Source organism: Candidatus Eisenbacteria bacterium (assembly GCA_005893305.1).
Lineage (GTDB): Bacteria > Eisenbacteria > RBG-16-71-46 > SZUA-252 > SZUA-252 > WS-9.
Genome location: VBOZ01000029.1, coordinates 189,273 through 206,733, shown reverse-complemented (window position 1 = coordinate 206,733; position 17,461 = coordinate 189,273). Strand labels below are relative to the sequence as shown.

The 17,461-nt window shown below is 68.2% G+C and carries 12 protein-coding genes and 1 pseudogene; 9 read left to right on the top strand and 4 right to left on the bottom strand.

Annotation, left to right across the window (positions count from 1 at the left end; translation table 11 throughout):
• Positions 1–107 precede the first annotated feature (107 nt).
• Positions 108–2,873: an aconitate hydratase AcnA gene (gene acnA / locus E6K79_09575; protein TMQ63874.1), complete on the top strand. Its 2,766-nt coding sequence runs from the start codon at positions 108–110 to the stop codon at positions 2,871–2,873.
• Positions 2,734–4,131, top strand: a complete 1,398-nt coding sequence (locus E6K79_09570; GenBank protein ID TMQ63873.1) for a DUF4010 domain-containing protein — start codon at positions 2,734–2,736, stop codon at positions 4,129–4,131. The genes acnA and E6K79_09570 overlap by 140 nt, the downstream gene beginning before the upstream one ends.
• Here the strand turns inward: E6K79_09570 and E6K79_09565 are convergent.
• On the bottom strand, positions 4,128–4,895 hold the full coding sequence (locus tag E6K79_09565) for a methyltransferase domain-containing protein (protein ID TMQ63872.1): 768 nt from the start codon (positions 4,893–4,895) through the stop codon (positions 4,128–4,130). The genes E6K79_09570 and E6K79_09565 overlap by 4 nt on opposite strands.
• Positions 4,896–4,937: 42 nt before the next feature.
• On the opposite strand from E6K79_09565, the gene E6K79_09560 reads away from it, so the two are divergent.
• Positions 4,938–6,320 (top strand): DEAD/DEAH box helicase, encoded by a 1,383-nt coding sequence (locus E6K79_09560; GenBank protein ID TMQ63871.1) that lies wholly within the window; start codon positions 4,938–4,940, stop codon positions 6,318–6,320.
• Between the two features lie 95 nt (positions 6,321–6,415).
• Positions 6,416–6,979: a DNA-3-methyladenine glycosylase 2 family protein gene (locus E6K79_09555; protein ID TMQ63914.1), complete on the top strand. Its 564-nt coding sequence runs from the start codon at positions 6,416–6,418 to the stop codon at positions 6,977–6,979.
• A 7-nt stretch (positions 6,980–6,986) separates the two neighbouring features.
• Here the strand turns inward: E6K79_09555 and carB are convergent, their stop codons facing one another.
• Positions 6,987–10,214: a carbamoyl-phosphate synthase large subunit gene (gene carB, locus E6K79_09550; GenBank protein ID TMQ63870.1), complete on the bottom strand. Its 3,228-nt coding sequence runs from the start codon at positions 10,212–10,214 to the stop codon at positions 6,987–6,989.
• Between the two features lie 3 nt (positions 10,215–10,217).
• Entirely contained in the window at positions 10,218–11,339 is a 1,122-nt protein-coding gene (gene carA / locus E6K79_09545) for a glutamine-hydrolyzing carbamoyl-phosphate synthase small subunit (GenBank protein TMQ63869.1), read from the bottom strand.
• 136 nt (positions 11,340–11,475) lie between these two features.
• Between carA and msrB the strand changes: the two are divergent.
• The 3 genes and pseudogenes from msrB to E6K79_09530 all read left to right on the top strand — a co-directional run bounded on the left by msrB (position 11,476) and on the right by E6K79_09530 (position 15,092).
• Positions 11,476–11,975, top strand: a pseudogene (gene msrB, locus E6K79_09540) (peptide-methionine (R)-S-oxide reductase MsrB).
• Positions 11,976–12,027: 52 nt separating this feature from the next.
• A complete protein-coding gene (locus tag E6K79_09535; GenBank protein ID TMQ63868.1) occupies positions 12,028–14,280 on the top strand; it encodes a tetratricopeptide repeat protein in 2,253 nt (750 codons plus the stop codon).
• A complete protein-coding gene (locus E6K79_09530; GenBank protein ID TMQ63867.1) occupies positions 14,145–15,092 on the top strand; it encodes a class I SAM-dependent methyltransferase in 948 nt (315 codons plus the stop codon). The genes E6K79_09535 and E6K79_09530 overlap by 136 nt, the downstream gene beginning before the upstream one ends.
• Here the strand turns inward: E6K79_09530 and E6K79_09525 are convergent.
• Positions 15,008–16,252 carry an MFS transporter gene (locus E6K79_09525; protein ID TMQ63866.1) on the bottom strand — a complete coding sequence of 415 codons (1,245 nt, stop codon included), beginning with the start codon at positions 16,250–16,252 and terminating at the stop codon, positions 15,008–15,010. The two genes, E6K79_09530 and E6K79_09525, sit on opposite strands and share 85 nt — an antisense overlap.
• Between E6K79_09525 and E6K79_09520 the strand changes: the two genes are divergently transcribed.
• On the top strand, positions 16,212–16,940 hold the full coding sequence (locus tag E6K79_09520; protein ID TMQ63865.1) for a porin family protein: 729 nt from the start codon (positions 16,212–16,214) through the stop codon (positions 16,938–16,940). The genes E6K79_09525 and E6K79_09520 overlap by 41 nt on opposite strands.
• A gap of 98 nt (positions 16,941–17,038) precedes the next feature.
• A complete protein-coding gene (locus tag E6K79_09515; GenBank protein ID TMQ63864.1) occupies positions 17,039–17,455 on the top strand; it encodes a GNAT family N-acetyltransferase in 417 nt (138 codons plus the stop codon).
• Positions 17,456–17,461 lie beyond the last annotated feature (6 nt).

The window sequence follows — 17,461 nt, the reverse complement described above, 5'->3', positions numbered from 1 at the left end:
CTCGGGGACCCGGAAGCCGGAATTTCCTCCGCGACACCGGACCGCCGCGTCGGGGCTTCGACATTTCTCCTGAGGCCGTGACGGCCGCCTCGTTTATTCTATGCGGCATGAACGATCCGTTCGGCGCCCGCTCGACGCTCAAGGTCGGAGGCCGCTCGTATGAGATCCACCGGCTCGACGCGCTCGCGCGCGCCGGGCTCCCGATCGAGCGCCTTCCCTACTCGCTGAAGATCCTCCTCGAGAACCTTCTTCGGACGCTCGACGGCCGCGTCGTTCGGGCCGAGGACGTGGAGGCGGTCGCCCGGTGGAATCCGGCCGCGGAGCCCGATCGGGAGATCGCGTTCACGCCGAGCCGCGTCCTCCTCCAGGACTTCACCGGGGTGCCGGCGGTCGTGGATCTCGCGGCGATGCGGGATGCCATGGCGACGCTCGGGGGCGATCCCAAGAAGATCAATCCGCTTCAACCCGCCGAGCTCGTGATCGACCACTCGGTCCAGGTCGACGAGTACGGGTCGCGCGCCGCGCTCCTGATCAACGCAGAGAAGGAGTTCGAGCGGAACCGCGAGCGGTACCTCTTCCTTCGATGGGGCCAGCGCGCCTTCCGCGATTTCCGGGTGGTCCCGCCCGCGACCGGGATCGTCCACCAGGTGAATCTCGAATACCTGGCCCGCGTGGTCTTCGCGACGCCCGGCCCGAAGCCTGAAGCGTACCCGGACACCCTGATCGGGACCGATTCGCACACCACCATGATCAACGGCCTCGGCGTGCTGGGCTGGGGCGTCGGCGGCATCGAGGCGGAGGCCGCCATGCTCGGCCAGGCGGTGTCGATGCTGGTGCCGCGCGTGGTCGGCTTCAGGGTGGATGGCGCGCTTCCGGAGGGCGCGACGGCTACAGACCTGGTCCTCACGGTCACCGAGATGCTGCGGCAGAAGGGGGTCGTCGGGTCGTTCGTCGAGTTCTACGGCCCGGGGCTCGAGGGGCTGCCGGTCGCCGATCGCGCCACGATCGCCAACATGGCCCCCGAGTACGGCGCGACGTGCGGGATGTTCCCGATCGACGCCGAGACCCTCCGGTATCTGGAATTCACCGGCCGTGGCGAAGAACAGTTGCGGCTCATCGAGGCATACGCGAAGGAGCAGGGTCTCTTCGCCGGCCCCGGGCATCCAGAGGCCCAATACTCCGACCAGCTCCACCTCGACCTGAGCCGCGTCGAGCCGAGCCTCGCGGGCCCACGCCGTCCCCAGGATCGCGTCCCGCTCCGCGACGTGAAGTCGAACTTCCAGACGGCGCTCCCGACGATGAAGGTCGCGCCGAAGACGCCGCCCACCCCCGACACCGACGGGCGCTGGGAGAGCGAGGGTGGGGACGGGAACGTCGTGGTCATGGCCCCGCCCGTGGGCAAGGTCACCATGGCGGGGGAGACGTTTCCCTTGAACGACGGCTCGGTCGTGATCGCGGCGATCACGAGCTGCACGAACACATCGAATCCGTCCGTCATGGTGGGAGCCGGCCTCCTCGCGAAGCGCGCGGTGGAGCGGGGGCTCAAGACCCAGCCGTGGGTCAAGACGAGCCTCGCCCCCGGCTCGAAGGTGGTGACCGAATATCTGGAAAGGGCGGGGCTCACTCCCTATCTCGAGAAGCTCGGCTTCTTCACCGTCGGATACGGATGCACGACCTGCATCGGGAACAGCGGGCCGCTCCCCGAGCCGATCTCGGCGGCGGTCGAGGCGAACGGGCTCGTGGTCGCCTCCGTGTTGAGCGGAAACCGGAACTTCGAAGGGCGCATCCACCCCGAGGTTCGCGCGAACTATCTCGCCTCTCCCCCGCTCGTGGTCGCGTACGCCCTCACCGGACGGATCGACGTCGACATGAGCCGGGAGCCTATCGGCGTCGGGAGCGACGGAACGCCGGTCTCCCTGCGCGATCTCTGGCCGTCGAGGCGGGAGATCGAGGATACGATCCGCGCCGCCGTCCAGTCGGATACGTTCCGCCGGGCCTACGCGAACGTCTATGCGGGCAACGAGACGTGGCAGAACCTTCCCGTTCCCGAGGGCGACCGCTACGCGTGGGAGCCAAGCTCGACCTACGTGAAGCGGCCGCCATACTTCGACGGGATGTCGCTCGAGCCCGCCGCGGTGGAGGAGATTCACGAAGCGCGGGTCCTGGCCCTCCTGGGAGACAGCGTGACGACCGACCACATCTCCCCGGCCGGGTCGATCAAGCGCGGCAGTCCCGCGGGCCAATACCTCGAGCAGCACGGCGTCAAGCCGGCCGACTACAACTCCTACGGCTCGCGGCGGGGAAACCACGAGGTCATGGTTCGCGGCACGTTCGCGAACGTCCGGATTCGAAACCGCCTCGTGCCCGGCGTGGAGGGCGGCTTCACCGCGCATGTGCCGAGCGGCGAGCAGCTGACGATCTATGACGCCGCGATGAAGTACGAGTCCGAGCGCGTGCCGACCATCGTCATCGCGGGCAAGGAATACGGGACCGGCTCCTCCCGCGACTGGGCGGCCAAGGGTCCGAAGCTCCTGGGCGTGCGCGCCGTGATCGCGGAGGGTTTCGAGCGGATCCACCGGAGCAATCTGATCGGAATGGGAATCCTCCCGCTCCAATTCCCTGCCGGCCGGACCGCCGACTCCCTCGGGCTGACCGGCCGCGAGCGCTACGACATCCTCGGAGTTCCGGACCTCCTCCGGCGCGGCCTCGAGCGCGGGGCCGAGGCCCTGGTCCGTGTCCGGAACGGAGCCGGCGCGGCGCGAGAGTTCCGCGCCCTGGTCCGGATCGATACGCCCCAGGAAGCCCGATACTACGAGCACGGCGGAATCCTTCCCTACGTGCTCCGCAAGCTCCTCGGCGCCACCGAACACTGAGCACCCCGTGAACTTCGATTCCACCGGGGTTCTTCGAATCGCGGTGGCGGCCGTCTGCGGAGCCGCGGTCGGGGTAGAGCGCCAGTGGTCCGGCCACGCGAGCGGCCCGACCGGGCGGATCGGCGGCGTCCGCACCTTCACCCTCCTCGGCGGGCTGGCGGGGCTCGCAGGGTGGCTCTGGACGATCGGGCTGCCCGCGGTCGCGACGGTCCTCCTGGCGGGGGCCGTCGGGTTGGTGCTGGCCGGCTACGTGGCGGTCAGCCGCCGCGACGTGGAGGGCACCACGGAGGTGGCCGCCCTCGTGACGCTCGCGGCCGGCGTCCTCGCGGGCCTCGGCTACCTGGCGATCGCGAGCGGCATCATCGCGGTGACCTGCCTTCTCCTCGTCGAGAAATCGCGCCTCCACTCGTCGATCGCCCGCCTGGACGACGCGGAGATCCGAGCGGCGATCCGCTTCGCGGTCATGGCGGTCGTCGTCCTGCCGCTTCTTCCCGAGGGTCCCTACGGGCCGTGGGGTGGGATCCGGCCGCGCGAGCTCTGGCTCCTCGTCTTATTTTTTTCGGGCATCAGCTTCGCGGGATTCATCGCTCGGCGCGCCGTCGGCGTGACCCACGGCTACCCGCTCGCCGGGCTTCTGGGCGGGATCGTCTCCTCGACGAGCGTCACGTTCACCTTCGCCCGCGAGAGCGCGGAGCACCCGGCGCTCGGCAAGCCCCTCGCCTTCGGAATTATCGCGGCGTGCACGGTGATGTTCCTCCGCATCCTCGTGGCCACGGCGGTATTGAACCCGGACCTCATGACCGCCCTCCTGCCCTATATCGCCGTTCCGTTCGTCCTTGGAATCGTGATCACGGTTCTGGGCTGGAGACGGCTGGATGGGGGCGGCGATCACGTCGAGGCGCCCTCGAACCCTCTCGAGCTCCGCGCTGCGCTTCAGATGGCCCTGATGTTCCAGGTCGTGTTGCTCGCGGTGCACGCCGCGCGCGAGCAGTGGGGAGACACGGGGCTCGTCGTATCGGGCGCGATCGTCGGCCTCACCGACATGGATGCGCTGACGATCTCGATGGCCAAGAGCGCGTCGGAGCCGGCCATGGTGGCCGCCGCGTCGCAGGCCATCGCGGTCGGGATTCTCTCGAACACGTTGTTCAAGTCGGCCGCCGCCATCGTGCTGGGACGAGGCGCGGTGCGCGTCCTGGTGCCGGCGTGCCTCGCCGTGATGGCGGTCGCCCTGGGGGCCGCCCTCTACTTCCTGCGCTAGCGCGCGGCCGATGCCGCGGCTGCCGGCGCCTCGGCCAGCTTCTCGGCGCGCGCGAGAACCGAAATTCCGCCTAGCTGCTCCACGATCGCGATCCGCGCGAACCCGGCCTCCTCGAGGGCGTTCTCGAGCGTCCGCTGCCCCGGATAGGCCCGGAGCGATTCCACGATGTGCCAATAGGTGTCCAGCTTTCCGTGGAGCACGAGTCCCCAGAGGGTGCCGAAGAGGAAGAGGTACGCGAGGCAGAGGCGGCGATACCAGCGAGAGGGAGGCAGTCCGAAGTCGAGCGAGATGAAGACTCCGCCGGGACGAAGCGCCCGGTGAGCCGCGACCATCGCGCCGCGCAGATCGCCGATGTACCGGAGCCCGTACCCGACCAGGATCGCATCGAAGGTCCCCGCGGCGACCGGGATGGCGTTCAGGTCGCCGCGGGCAAGGTAGACCCTCTCGTGCGCGGCGCACTTCGCCCGGGCTCGCGCGAGCATGGCCTGGCTGCGATCGAGCCCGAGGATCGTCCCTTGGAACCCGGCTCGGCGGAGGAGATCCGGGAAGGCACCGGTGCCGGTCGCCAGATCCAGGACCCGCGCTTGCCTCGCGCCGGGCGGAAGCAGCTCGATCACCGCCTCTTTCCACCTCTCGTCCCGGCCGAAGGAGAGGAGGCGCGTGAGGCGGTCGTACTGGGGTGCGACGCGGAGAAAAACCTCGTCGACGTAGGCCGCGCGCTTCGCGCTATCTTTCGGCCAGTCTTTCAGCCACAATGGTGCCATTCCCTGATGCTACAACACTCTCAAACGTAAGGAGAAAACCCCCTGCCATTCGCCGCCCTTGGGCTGCCCGCCGCCATCGTCAAAGGCGTCCGCGCCGCCGGATACACCGAGCCTCTCCCCGTACAACGAAAAGCCATCCCGGTCGTGCTCTCCGGGAGGGATTTGATCGCCGCCGCGCAGACCGGCACCGGAAAGACCGCGGCGTTCGTGCTCCCCATCCTGACCCGGCTTATGGACGGCCCGCGCAAGATTCGCGCCCTGGTACTGACGCCGACCCGGGAGCTTGCCGCGCAGGTCGAGACCAACGCGCGGGATTACGCGCGCTTCACGAATGTGAACGTCGGCGTGGTCTATGGCGGGGTTCCCCTCCCGCCTCAGGAGCGGATGCTCCGCTCGCCCGGCGTCGAGCTTCTCGTCGCCACCCCGGGCCGGCTTCTCGACCTGCACGGACGCCTGGCGCTTCGGCTCGACTACGTCGAGGTCCTGGTCCTGGACGAAGCGGACCGCATGGTCGACATGGGCTTCGCGCCGGATCTGCGTCGCATCTTGAAACTCCTGCCCACCGAGCGGCAGACGCTCATGTTCTCCGCGACGATGCCGCCCGACCTGAACAAGGTCGCGAAAGAGGCGCTCCGGGATCCGGTCCGGATCGACCTGGCGCCGCCTTCCCGGCCGGCCGCGGGAATCACGCAGGCGATCTACCCGGTGCCGCGCAATCTCAAGACCGAGCTCCTGGACGAGATCCTCTCGCGCACGGAAGTCCGGAGCGTGATCGTCTTCACGCGGACGAAGCACGGCGCCGACCGCCTCGCGCGCCAGCTGGCGCGCCGGAATTTCACCGTCGCGCCGCTCCACGGGAATCGGAGCCAGAGCCAGCGGGAGCGGGCGTTGAGCGACCTGAAGCGCGGAAGGATCCAGATCCTCGTCGCGACCGACATCGCCTCGCGCGGCATCGACGTCGAGGGGATCACGCACGTGGTCAACTACGACGTGCCGCACACGCCCGAGGATTACGTCCACCGCATCGGCAGGACGGGCCGCGTCGACGCGATCGGGGACGCGTTCACCTTGATGAGCCCCGACGAGCAGAAGGACGTCACCGCGATCGAGCGGTTCCTCGGACGCACCGTCCCGCGCGTGCTCCTCCCGGATTTCGACTACAAGATGCGCCCCCGCGAGATCGCGGACAGCGTCCGTACCCAGGGTGGCCACGGCGGCCGCCACGGCGGCGGGCACGCTGTCGGGAGACCCGGCGGGAACGCCCGCGGATCGAGCGGAGGCCGCGCCCACCACGGCGGCGGCTCGAGCTCCGGCGGGTCGCGACCCAGCCGTCCCATGACCCATTCCGGCCAACCCGCCGGCGGCGGCTTCGGCCGGCGTCCCAAGGCGGTTCGCGGTCCGGATCGCAGGCGGGGCCGCCTCTAGACGTAAGGTCCTTGGCGCCACGCGTGTCCCTCTCGTTCGACGTTCAGGAAGCCGAGCGACTCCTCCGCGCCTCCGATCCAAAGCTGGCGCCGCTCATGGAGCGGCACGGTCCATTCCGCCTGAGGGCCGACGCTTCGCGAAGCCCGTTCGCCTCGCTGGCCGAGGCGATCGCCTACCAGCAGCTCACCGGGAAGGCCGCGGCCACGATCTTCTCGCGCGTCCTCGCGCTCTATCGCCCGAAGCGCTTCCCGTCGCCGGAGGATTTCCTGGCCACGCGCGACGAGGCTCTCCGTTCGGCGGGCCTCTCGCGCGCCAAGGTGGCGGCGGTGAAGGACCTCTCGCGGAAGACCATCGACGGCACGGTGCCGACCCTGGCCGCGATCCGCCGGCTCGACGACGAGGAAATCGTGGAGCGGCTCACCGCGGTCCGCGGAATCGGCCGATGGACGGTGGAGATGCTCCTGATACGGCTCGGACGCCCCGACGTGCTCCCGGCGCACGACTACGGCGTGCGGAAGGGATTCCAGCGCGCGTTCCGCACCCGGGGACTCCCGACGCCGGCGCAGGTGCTCCGCCGTGGGGAGCGATGGAGACCGTTTCGCACGGTGGCGAGCTGGTATCTGTGGAGAGCGATCGACAACCCGACCGGCAAGGCGTAGCGCGCGGTCAGGCCGTCGCGGCCTCGGGGGCGGGAGCGAGCCGCGCGCGGCTCTCGTAGATCTCCTGAAGGCTGATCACCTCGGGCGGGCGCTCCCGAAGCGCGCGGATCGCCTGCACCGTGGCCGCGGCCGCGGTCAGCGTGGTCAGGCAAAGAATCCCGTATAAGATCGCGTTCTTCCGGATCGCCCCGTCGTCGTAGAACGATTCCTCTCCGAGCGGCGTATTCAGGATCAGGTCGATCTCCCGGCTCTTGATCCGGTCGACGACGTTGGGCCGGCCCTCGTTGACCTTGTAGATCGTCTCCGCGGGCACTCCCTGGCGGCTCAAGAACTCCGCGGTTCCCCGGGTCGCCACGATCCGGAATCCCATCTCCGAGAGCGCGCGGGCGTGCGGCAGGACGCCGCCCTTGTCGTGGTCGTTCACGCTTACGAAGGCGGTCCCCGAAGTCGGAATGTGGGACCCGGTCGCGGCCAGCGCCTTCGCGAACGCGATCCCGACGTTCTCAGAGATCCCCATGACCTCCCCGGTCGACTTCATCTCCGGCCCGAGCAGGATGTCGGAGCCGGGGAATTTCAGAAACGGAAAGACGGACGCCTTGACGAAGAACCGGTCCACCGAGAGGTCGTCGACGATGTCCTGCTCCCGGAGCGACCGGCCCGCCATGATCCGCGCCGCGACCTTGGCCAGCGGGACGCCTGTGGCCTTGCTGATGAACGGGATGGTCCGGGACGCGCGGGGATTCACCTCGAGGACGTAGACCCGCTCCCCCTGGATCGCGAATTGGATGTTCATGAGGCCTTTGACGCCGAGCGCGATCCCCAGCCGTCGCGTCGCGTCGCGGATGGTCTTCAGATGGTGAGGGGGAATCTTGAACGTGGGCAGGACCATCGAGGAGTCGCCGCTGTGGACCCCGGCCTCCTCGATGTGTTCCAAGATGCCGCCGATCACGACCCGCTCCCCGTCGGCCACCGCGTCGACGTCGACCTCGTATGCGTCCTCGAGGAAGCGGTCGACGAGGATCGGATGCGAGGGCGAGGCGAGGACCGCCTCGCGCACGTACTCCTCGAGGTGCGCCTCGTCGTAGACGATCGCCATCGCGCGTCCACCAAGGACGTACGAGGGCCGGACGAGCACCGGGTAGCCGATCCGGGCCGCCACCGCCTTGGCCTCGTCGAGCGAGGTGGCCGTACCGCTCTCCGGTTGCGGGATCCCGAGCTGGGAGAGGAGCGCGCTGAAGCGGCGGCGGTCCTCGGCCGCGTCGATCGCGTCGGGGCTCGTGCCCAGGATCTTGACCCCCGCCCGATGCAGCGGAAGGGCCAGGCGGAGCGGCGTCTGCCCGCCGAACTGGATCACCACGCCTTCGGGGCGCTCCTTCTCGATGATGTTCATCACGTCCTCGAACGTGAGCGGCTCGAAGTAGAGGCGGTCCGAGGTGTCGTAGTCGGTCGAGACGGTCTCCGGGTTGCAGTTCACCATGATCGTCTCGTACCCCTCCTCCTTGAATGCGAAGGAGCCGTGGCAGCAGCAGTAGTCGAACTCGATGCCCTGGCCGATCCGGTTGGGACCGCTCCCGAGAATGATGACCTTCTTCCGGTCGGTGGGGTCGGCCTCGCACTCCTGTTCGTAGGTGGAGTAGAGGTATGGGGTGTGGGAGACGAACTCGCCGGCACAGGTATCGACCCGCTTGTAGACCGGCCGGATCCCCGCCTCGTGAAGTCGGGCGCGCACCTGATCCTCCCGATGGCCCGACAGGGCCGCGATCCGCGCGTTGGAGAATCCCATCCGCTTCGCCTCACGAAGAACGACCGGATCAAGATCGGGGCCGATCCTCTCTTTCATGTCGGCGATCTGCTGGATCTGGTCCAGAAACCAGGTGTCGATCCCGGTCATCCGGTGGATCTCGTCGTGGGCCCAGCCCAGCTCGCACGCGCGCTTCACGTAGAGGATCCGGTCGGGGTCGGGCGAGAGCAGCTTCTCCTTGATCCGAAGGTCGTCCAGGTCACCCCGGCCGAAGCCGTCGCCCCCGGTCTCGAGCCCACGGAGCCCCTTTTGCAGGGCTTCCTTGAACGTGCGCCCGATCGCCATGACCTCCCCGACCGACTTCATCTGCGTTCCCAAGAGCGGGCTCGCATCCCGGAACTTCTCGAAGGCCCACCGTGGGATCTTCACCACGACGTAGTCGAGGACCGGCTCGAAGCACGCGGGCGTGACCCGCGTGATGTCGTTCCGGATCTCGTCCAAGCGATATCCCACGGCGAGGAGCGCCGCGATCTTGGCGATCGGGAAGCCCGTGGCCTTGCTCGCGAGCGCCGAGGACCGGGAGACGCGCGGATTCATCTCGATCACGACCATCCGTCCCGTCTTCGGATCCACCGCGAATTGGATGTTCGATCCCCCGGTCTCCACGCCGACCTCGCGGATGATGGCGCGGGCGGCGTTCCGCATGATCTGGTACTCGCGGTCGCTCAGGGTCTGGGCCGGCGCCACGGTGACCGAATCGCCGGTGTGGATTCCCATCGGGTCGAAGTTCTCGATCGAGCAGATCACGACGAAGTTGTCCGCGTGATCGCGCATCACCTCCAGCTCGTACTCCTTCCACCCGACGATGGACTCCTCGACGAGAATCTCGTGAACCGGCGAAAGCTCGAGCCCGCGCGCGACCGCATGCTCGAACTCCTCCATGTTGTACGCGATTCCCCCGCCGGAGCCGCCGAGGGTGAAGGAGGGCCGGATCACCGCGGGCAGACCGGTCTCGTGCAATACCGCAAGGGCCTCCTCGCGGGTTCCCGCGAACCCGCCCCGCGGCATGTCGAGTCCAATCCGGGTCATCGCCGCGTGGAACAGCCGGCGGTCTTCCCCGACCTCGACGGCGCGACGGCTCGCGCCGATCAGGCGGATTCCAAGCCGGTCGAGAACCCCGCGCTTCGAGAGCTCCACGGCGAGGTTGAGCGCCGTCTGACCGCCGACGGTGGGAAGGAGCGCGTCGGGTCGCTCCCGCTCGAGGATCGCTTCCACGACGTCGGCGGTGAGCGGCTCCACGTACGTGCGGTCCGCGTACTCGGGGTCCGTCATGATCGTCGCGGGGTTCGAGTTCACCAGCGAGACCCGGATCCCCTCGGCGCGGAGGACCTTGATCGCCTGGGTGCCGCTGTAGTCGAACTCACAGGCCTGACCGATGACGATCGGCCCCGAGCCGATCACGAGGACGGAGCGAATGGAGGGGTCTCGCGGCATCGGTCAGGCCACGCGGCGCGCGGCCATCTCCTCCATGAACTCGCGGAACAGGTAGTGGCTGTCGTGCGGGCCCGGGCTCGCCTCGGGGTGGTACTGGACTGAAAAAACGGGAAGCTCCCGGTGGCGGAATCCCTCGACCGTACCGTCGTTCAGGTTGACGTGGGTCAGCTCGTATTCCGACTTCGAGAAGAGCGCCGGATCGACGGCGAAGCCGTGGTTCTGGGCCGTGATCTCGACCTGGCCGGTGCGCAGATTCTTGACCGGATGATTGGCTCCTCGGTGCCCGAACTTGAGCTTGAACGTCTTCCCGCCGCACGCCAGGCCGAGGATCTGGTGTCCGAGGCAGATGCCGAAGATCGGGCGGCGGCCGATGAGGTCGCGCGCCGCGCGAATCGCGTAGGTGCACGGCTCCGGGTCACCCGGGCCGTTCGAAAAGAAGATCCCGTCGGGATCGCCGGCCATGGCGTCCTCGGCGGAGGTCGTCGCCGGCACGATGGCCACGTCGCAGCCCGAGGCGGCGAGCATGCGAAGGATATTTCGCTTCATCCCGAAGTCGTACGCCACCACGCGGAACCGCCCGCGCGTCCCGGCGACGTCCGGGTCCTCGAACGCGTGGGCCGCGTCGCACGTCACCTCGCGGACCAAGTCGAGCCCGACCATGGAGGGCGCCTCGCGCGCGCGCCGGATCAATACGTCGGCATCGAGCGTGGTGGTCGAAATCACCCCCCGCATCGCGCCTCGAGTCCGGATGTGCCGCGTCAGGGCGCGCGTGTCGATTTCGCTGATCCCCACGACGCCCGCCTCGTCTAAATACCGGTGGAGCTCCCCGGACGCCCGCCAGGAGGAGGCCCGGGTGGAGATCTCGCGGACCACGAACCCGGCCACCTGAGGGTGGAGGGACTCGACGTCCTCCCGGTTGACCCCGTAATTCCCGATGTGCGGGTAGGTCATGACGACGACTTGGCCGCGGTAGGATGGATCGGTGAGGACTTCCTGGTATCCGCAGAGGGTCGTGTTGAAGACCACTTCACCGAATGTCTCAGCGCTTCTCCCGAACCCTTTGCCTTCAAAGAAGGTGCCGTCCTCGAGTGCGAGGATGGCGCGGGTCCCCTCCTTGGTCGACATAGGGCTCCTTGCGTTGAAACCGTCTGGTGGATTCGTGGCGGAATCGGGGGCATCATAACCGAGCGCGGCAATCTGCGCGAGATCGTCCTGAAAGGACCGCGGCTGGTTGGATGAAGGGGTGGAGGAAGGAGCGCGAATGAAGTGGTGGAATGGGGTTTGGGTGCTCTTGGCCGCGGCGTCGATCGCCGCCGCGCCGGCAGCCCCCGCCAAGATCAAGATCTACTCAGCTAAGAAGAGGGGAATCGTCATCGTGGACAAGGTCGTGAAAAGCGATGCGGAGTGGGAAAAGATCCTGACTCCCGAGGAATTTCGAGTGGCGCGCAAGGCCGGGACCGAGGTTGCCTTTACCGGAAAGTACTGGAACAACCACGCCAAGGGTGCGTCTGCTGCGGCACCGACCTCTTTTCCTCGGATGCCAAGTTCGAGTCGGGCACCGGATGGCCCAGCTTCACGGCCCCGATCGCCAAAGAGAACATCGCCGACCGTTCCGACGCGAGCCTTCTCATGGATCGGACGGAAATCCGCTGCGCCCGCTGCGACGCGCACTTGGGACACGTGTTCGACGACGGGCCGAAACCGACGGGTCTGCGCTACTGCATGAACTCCGCCGCGCTCAAGTTCGACCCTTTGAAATAGGGCTTAGGGCCGCGGCGGGCTGGCCGCCGCCGCGTTGAGATATACTCGCGCCATGCGCGAGCGCGTCGGGTCGTTCCGCCTCCTGAGCCGTCTCGGCGAGGGGGGAATGGGCGTCGTCTATGCGGCACAGGACGAGCGCCTCGGCCGCCGCGTCGCCATCAAGATGATCCGCGAGACCTCGGCCGCGAGCTCGGCCCGCGAGCGCTTCTGGCGGGAGGCCCGCGCCGCCGCCCGCATCAGCCACCCCAACGTCTGCCAGATCTACGATGTCGGCGAGGAAGAGGGCGAGCTCTGGATCGCGATGGAGCTCCTCGAGGGCCAGTCGCTCGCCTCCCGCCTCACGCCCGGGCCGCTCCCTCTGAGCGACGCCGGGCCGATCGTGCTCAGCATGCTCTCGGCGCTCGAGGCGCTTCATCAGCGCCAGATCGTCCACCGCGACCTCAAGCCCTCGAACGTCTTCCTCACCCCGCACGGCGTGAAGCTGCTCGATTTTGGCCTCGCGCGCACGTTCCACGATTCCGACCACGCTCCGGACGGGGATCTGACGCGGACGGGATTCATTGTAGGCACGCCGCGCTACATGGCGCCCGAGCAGTGGAAGGGAGAGGCGGCGGACGCGCGCACCGACCTCTTCGCGGTGGGCGCGATCCTGTTCGAGGTCTTGACCGGGACGCCCCCGTTCCCCGGCAACTCGGCGGCGGAGGCAAGACACGCCACCCTCTTCGACCAGCCCCCCGCGCTCTCCGGTCCCCCGGCGGTCGCCGCAGTCGACCGCGTGATCCAACGGGCGCTCGCGAAGCCGCCCGCTGACCGTTACGGCTCCGCGCAGGAGATGGCCGAGGGCGTCCGAGGCGCGCTGGCGCTCCTGGAAGGCAGCGAGGTCGTGCGCGCGCGCACGGTGACGCGCCTCATCGTGCTTCCCTTCCGCTCGCTCCGGCCTGACCCTGAATCCGATTTCCTCACGTTCAGCCTTCCCGACGCGATCACCGCGTCTCTCGCGGGAATCGAGACGCTGGTCGTGCGCTCGCACTTATCGGCTTCGGCGTTCACGGGGCCGGCCCCGGACCTGAAGCGGATCGCCGAGGAGGCCGACGTCGACCTCGTGCTGACCGGAACGCTCCTCCGGGCGGGCGACCAGATGCGGGTGGCCACGCAGCTCCTGGACGCCCCGTCGGGCACCGTCATGTGGACCCAAACGACCCAGGCCTCGATGGGCGACCTGTTCCAGCTTCAAGACTCCCTTGCCCGTCAGATCGTCGACTCGCTCTCGCTGCCGCTGGCGAGCCGCGAAGCGCGGTCGCTCCAGAGCGACGTTCCCGCGACGGCGAAGGCGTACGAGTTCTACCTCCGCGCGAACCAGCTCGGCCGGAGCCCGGAGGGGTGGACCCTCGCCCGGGATCTCTATCTCAAATGCCTTCAGGAGGACCCGAACTACGCGCCGGCCTGGGCTCAGCTGGGCCGCACGTATCGCGTGCTCTCCAAATACACGGGGGACAACTCGGAGGAGAATCTTCTCCGCGCGGGCGACGCGTTCCACCGCGCCCTCTCGATCAACCCCGACCTCTCCATGGCCCACAACCTCTACGTGTATCTCGAGGTCGAGATGGGCCGGTGCCAGGAGGCGATGGTCCGTCTCCTGGACCGGGCACGCCAGCGAAGCAACGACGCCGAGCTCTACGCGGCCCTCGTGCAGGCTTGCCGGTATTGCGGGCTGCTCGAGCCCTCCGTCGCGGCATCCGAACACGCGAAGCGGATCGACCCGTCCGTGCAGACGAGCGTCGGCTACACCTATTTCATGCTGGGCGACCTGGATCGCGCGATCGCCACCGAGCAAGGACGCTCGCAGCCAGGGCTCCTCTTCCTGAGCGCCTACGCCTTCGGAGCGAAGGGGGATCTCGAGGAGGTGGACCGGATCTACCGCGCGGCGAAGTCGAGCAGCCACGTGGAGCACTCGATCCTCGGATCGCAGCTCACCGCGATCTCCGGAGATCGTGACGCCTCCCTGGCTTCGCTCCGGGAGGTCGCGCGGTCCTCCTTCCGCGATCCGGAGGGCCTCTATTTCATGGCGCGCACGTTCGCGTACTTTCAGGAGACCGGCGAGGCGCTTGAGACGCTGCGGCGCGTCGTCGAGCGAGGGTTCTATCAGCCCGCCATCATGACCCGGGATCCGTGGCTGGATTCCCTCCGAACGAATTCCGAGTTCATCCATCTCCTCCGCCTGGCCGAGTCGCGCCGCCGCGAAGCGGTCGCCGCCTACTTCGAGCACGGAGGCGATCGCATCTTGGGGGTGTCGCCCGCCGCGTGAACCGGCCGCCGGCGGAGACGATCGCCCTCGAGCTGTACTCGCGCGCGGAAGCGCATCCCGGCGATTCCCTGCTCCAGTTCGGCAGCCTTCTGGGCGCGTACCAATATCTGCCGCTCTACCGTCTCTTCCGGAACTACGTGCCCGAGGGGGCCCGGGTGCTCGACTGGGGCGCCGGCAACGGGCACTTCTCATATTACCTTCAGCGTTCCGGGTACCGCGCGTCGGGCTATTCGCTTCTCGACGGGTCGTTTCTCCGCTGGCTTCCGGACCGCGATTACCCATTCCTGCGCGGGGACGAACGCGAGCCGGTCCAACTCCCATACGCCGACGGTTCGTTCGACGCGGTCGCATCGGTGGGGGTCCTGGAGCACGTTCGCGAGACCGGGGGGAGCGAGGCGGGGAGCCTGGCGGAGATCGCCCGCGTGCTCCGGCCCGGCGGCGTGTTCGCCTGCTACCACTTCCCCAACCGATCCAGCTGGATCGACTGGGCGGCGCGGAGGGTGCCAGGAAAGCACCATCACGAATTCCGGTTTACCCGGTCCGACATCGAGTCGCTCACCGCGGGCGCGGGGCTCCGCCTTCTCGAGGCCGGCCGCTACGGGGTTCTACCTCGAAATTTCGGCCACCGCCTGCCGGCCGCGCTGCGCCGGTCGCGCGCGCTTGCCGAGGCGTGGGACGGGCTCGACTCCGTTCTCGCCGTTCCCCTCTCGACCTGGTGCCAGAACCATTACTTCGTCGCGCTCAAAGGGGATCCCGCGACCTCCTCCGGAGGCCGGATCGACCGGAACGCGGAGAAGAGCAGCACGTCGTAGGTGATCTTCATCGCGGCGCCGATCACGAGCGGCGCGGCGAGTGACGCGGTCCGCATGAAGAGCCCCGCGAATGCGGGCGCGGCCGCCCACGATCCCAACCGCACGATGTGCGTCACGCCGGACGCGAACGTCCGCTCCTCGGGCCGAACGACCGCCATCACGTAGGACTGTCGCGTCGGAACGTCCATCTCCACGAGCCCTTCCCGGATCAGGAAGAGGATCGCCGCCACGAGAAAGCTCGGCGCGAGCGGAACCGTGAGGAGCAGGAGGCTCGAAGGGATGTGCGTGAACACCATCGTGTTCACGAGGCCGATCCGGCGCGCGAGCCACGCCGCGCCCATGTGGGAAAGCGCGTTCATCGTCCTGGCCCCGAAGAAGAGCGCGCCCACGACGCCTTCGTCCACGTGAAACCGGCTGTAGAAGAATAGCGAGAGCATCGCCGTTGTCAGGAACCCGCCCCCCAGGCCGTCGAGCGCGAACAAGGCCGAGATCCGGGTGACGATCCGGCGGGTCTCGGGCGAGATCCGCACCTTTTCTTTCGGAGCCACCGGCTCCACGCGCGGCGAGAGCGCGGCGTACAGGACCGCCGTCGCGAGGAGGAGGAGCGCGTAGAAGCCGACCGCGAGGCGAAGCGAGTCGCCCTCGGCCATGGGAACGAAGCGCCGGACGAGCAGCGGTAGCCCCGCCAGCAGCGATCCGAGGGCGTGCCCGATGTCCTGCACGATGTTGTAATAGGCGAACGCATAGGTTCGCCGGTCGTCGGTGGTCGTTGCCGGGAGCACGACCTGATCCAGAATCATCGAGGCGCCGCGGTCTCGGCCCATGCCGTTCAACATCCCGAAGAACGCGGCGAGCCCCACGATGTACGGTTTCGCCGCGAGCGCGACCGCCAGCCCGCCGAGCGCGCCTAGAATCCCCAGCCCTATAAGGGCACGGCGCCGTCCGATCCGATCGCCGGCGACGGTGACGAGGAGCGCGGCCGCGGTGGCGCCGGCCAGCCCGGCCGCCACCACCGTCCCGATCGAAGCCGGGTCGAACCGGAGCTTGGCGAGATGGATGCCGATCAAGACGGCGATCATCCCGGTGGCGAGCGCGCGGAGGAAGGCCGCGGTATAGACGATGAGGCGATCGCGACCGGGAGCGGTGCTTGCAGGATTCAATTTGGCACGCTATCGAGTCCGGGGTAGCATGGTGGCCGCATTGAAACACGGCCCCTTCCCAGGTGTCCACTTACTCGAACACAGGAGGAATCGCATGAGGCGGATTCGAATCTCCACGGTCTCAGCCGTTGCCATCGCCGTTGCGGTGGCGGGTTGGTCGGCCACGGCGTCGGCGATTCAGAAGCCGTTCCAGATCGGCGTGGGCGGCGGCGTCAGCGTCCCGGTCGGAGACGCGGGCGACGCTCTGAAGAGCGGTTGGCACGGATCGGTGATCGCCAAGTTCAATCCTCCCGGCCTGCCGTTCGACCTCCGGGCGATCGGCTCCTACAAGCACTTCAAGCTCGACCCCGCAACGGTCGGCTCCGACGGCGCGAGCAAGATCATCTCGGGCCTCGGCAACATCACGTACACGCTGCCGTTCCCGGGGCCGGTGAGGCCCTACATCACGGCCGGGCTCGGCGCGTTCAACATGAAGACCACGTTCGACGCGGCGGGCGCTCCGAAACCGGGCTCCGTGACCAAGTTCGGCATCGACGCGGGCGCCGGCGTGCAATTCGGGCTGATGGGGTTGAACGGGTTCGTGGAAGGCAAGATCGAGAATGTCTACACCGATCAGGGGTTCAGCACGGCCGTCACGAAGGACCTCAAGACCCAGATCATCCCCGTTACGTTCGGAATCTTCTTCTAGGGAGCGCCGTTCCGGTGTCGGCGCGGGGCGCTGGCGGTTCGCGGCGCTCCGCGTCGCCCGGTCTTCCCGTGAGCCCGCCCCAAATTCCGGTGCGACCGATGAAGGTCGAGGACGCCGCCGCGGTCGCCCACCTCGCGACGCAGCTCGGCTACCCGTCGACCGCCGCCCAGATCGAGCGCCGATTCCGCGCGCTGGAGGAATCTCCCGATGCGCGCGCTCTGATCGCCGAGGGTCGAGACGGGACGGTTCTCGGGTGGATCCACGTCTACGGAACCCGGCATCTCGAGTCGGACCCCGGCGCGGAGATCGGCGGCCTCGTCGTGGACGAAACGGCCCGCGGACGGGGCGTCGGATCGGCGCTCATGGCCTCGGCGGAAGCATGGGCGAGAGAGCGCGGGTACGAGGTCGTGCGCGTCCGAACCAACGTCATCCGCACCAAGGCCCACGAGTTCTACAAGTCTCGGGGATACGAGGTCGTCAAGTCGCAGTACAGGCTGGGGAAGAGGCTCGTGTAGAATCCC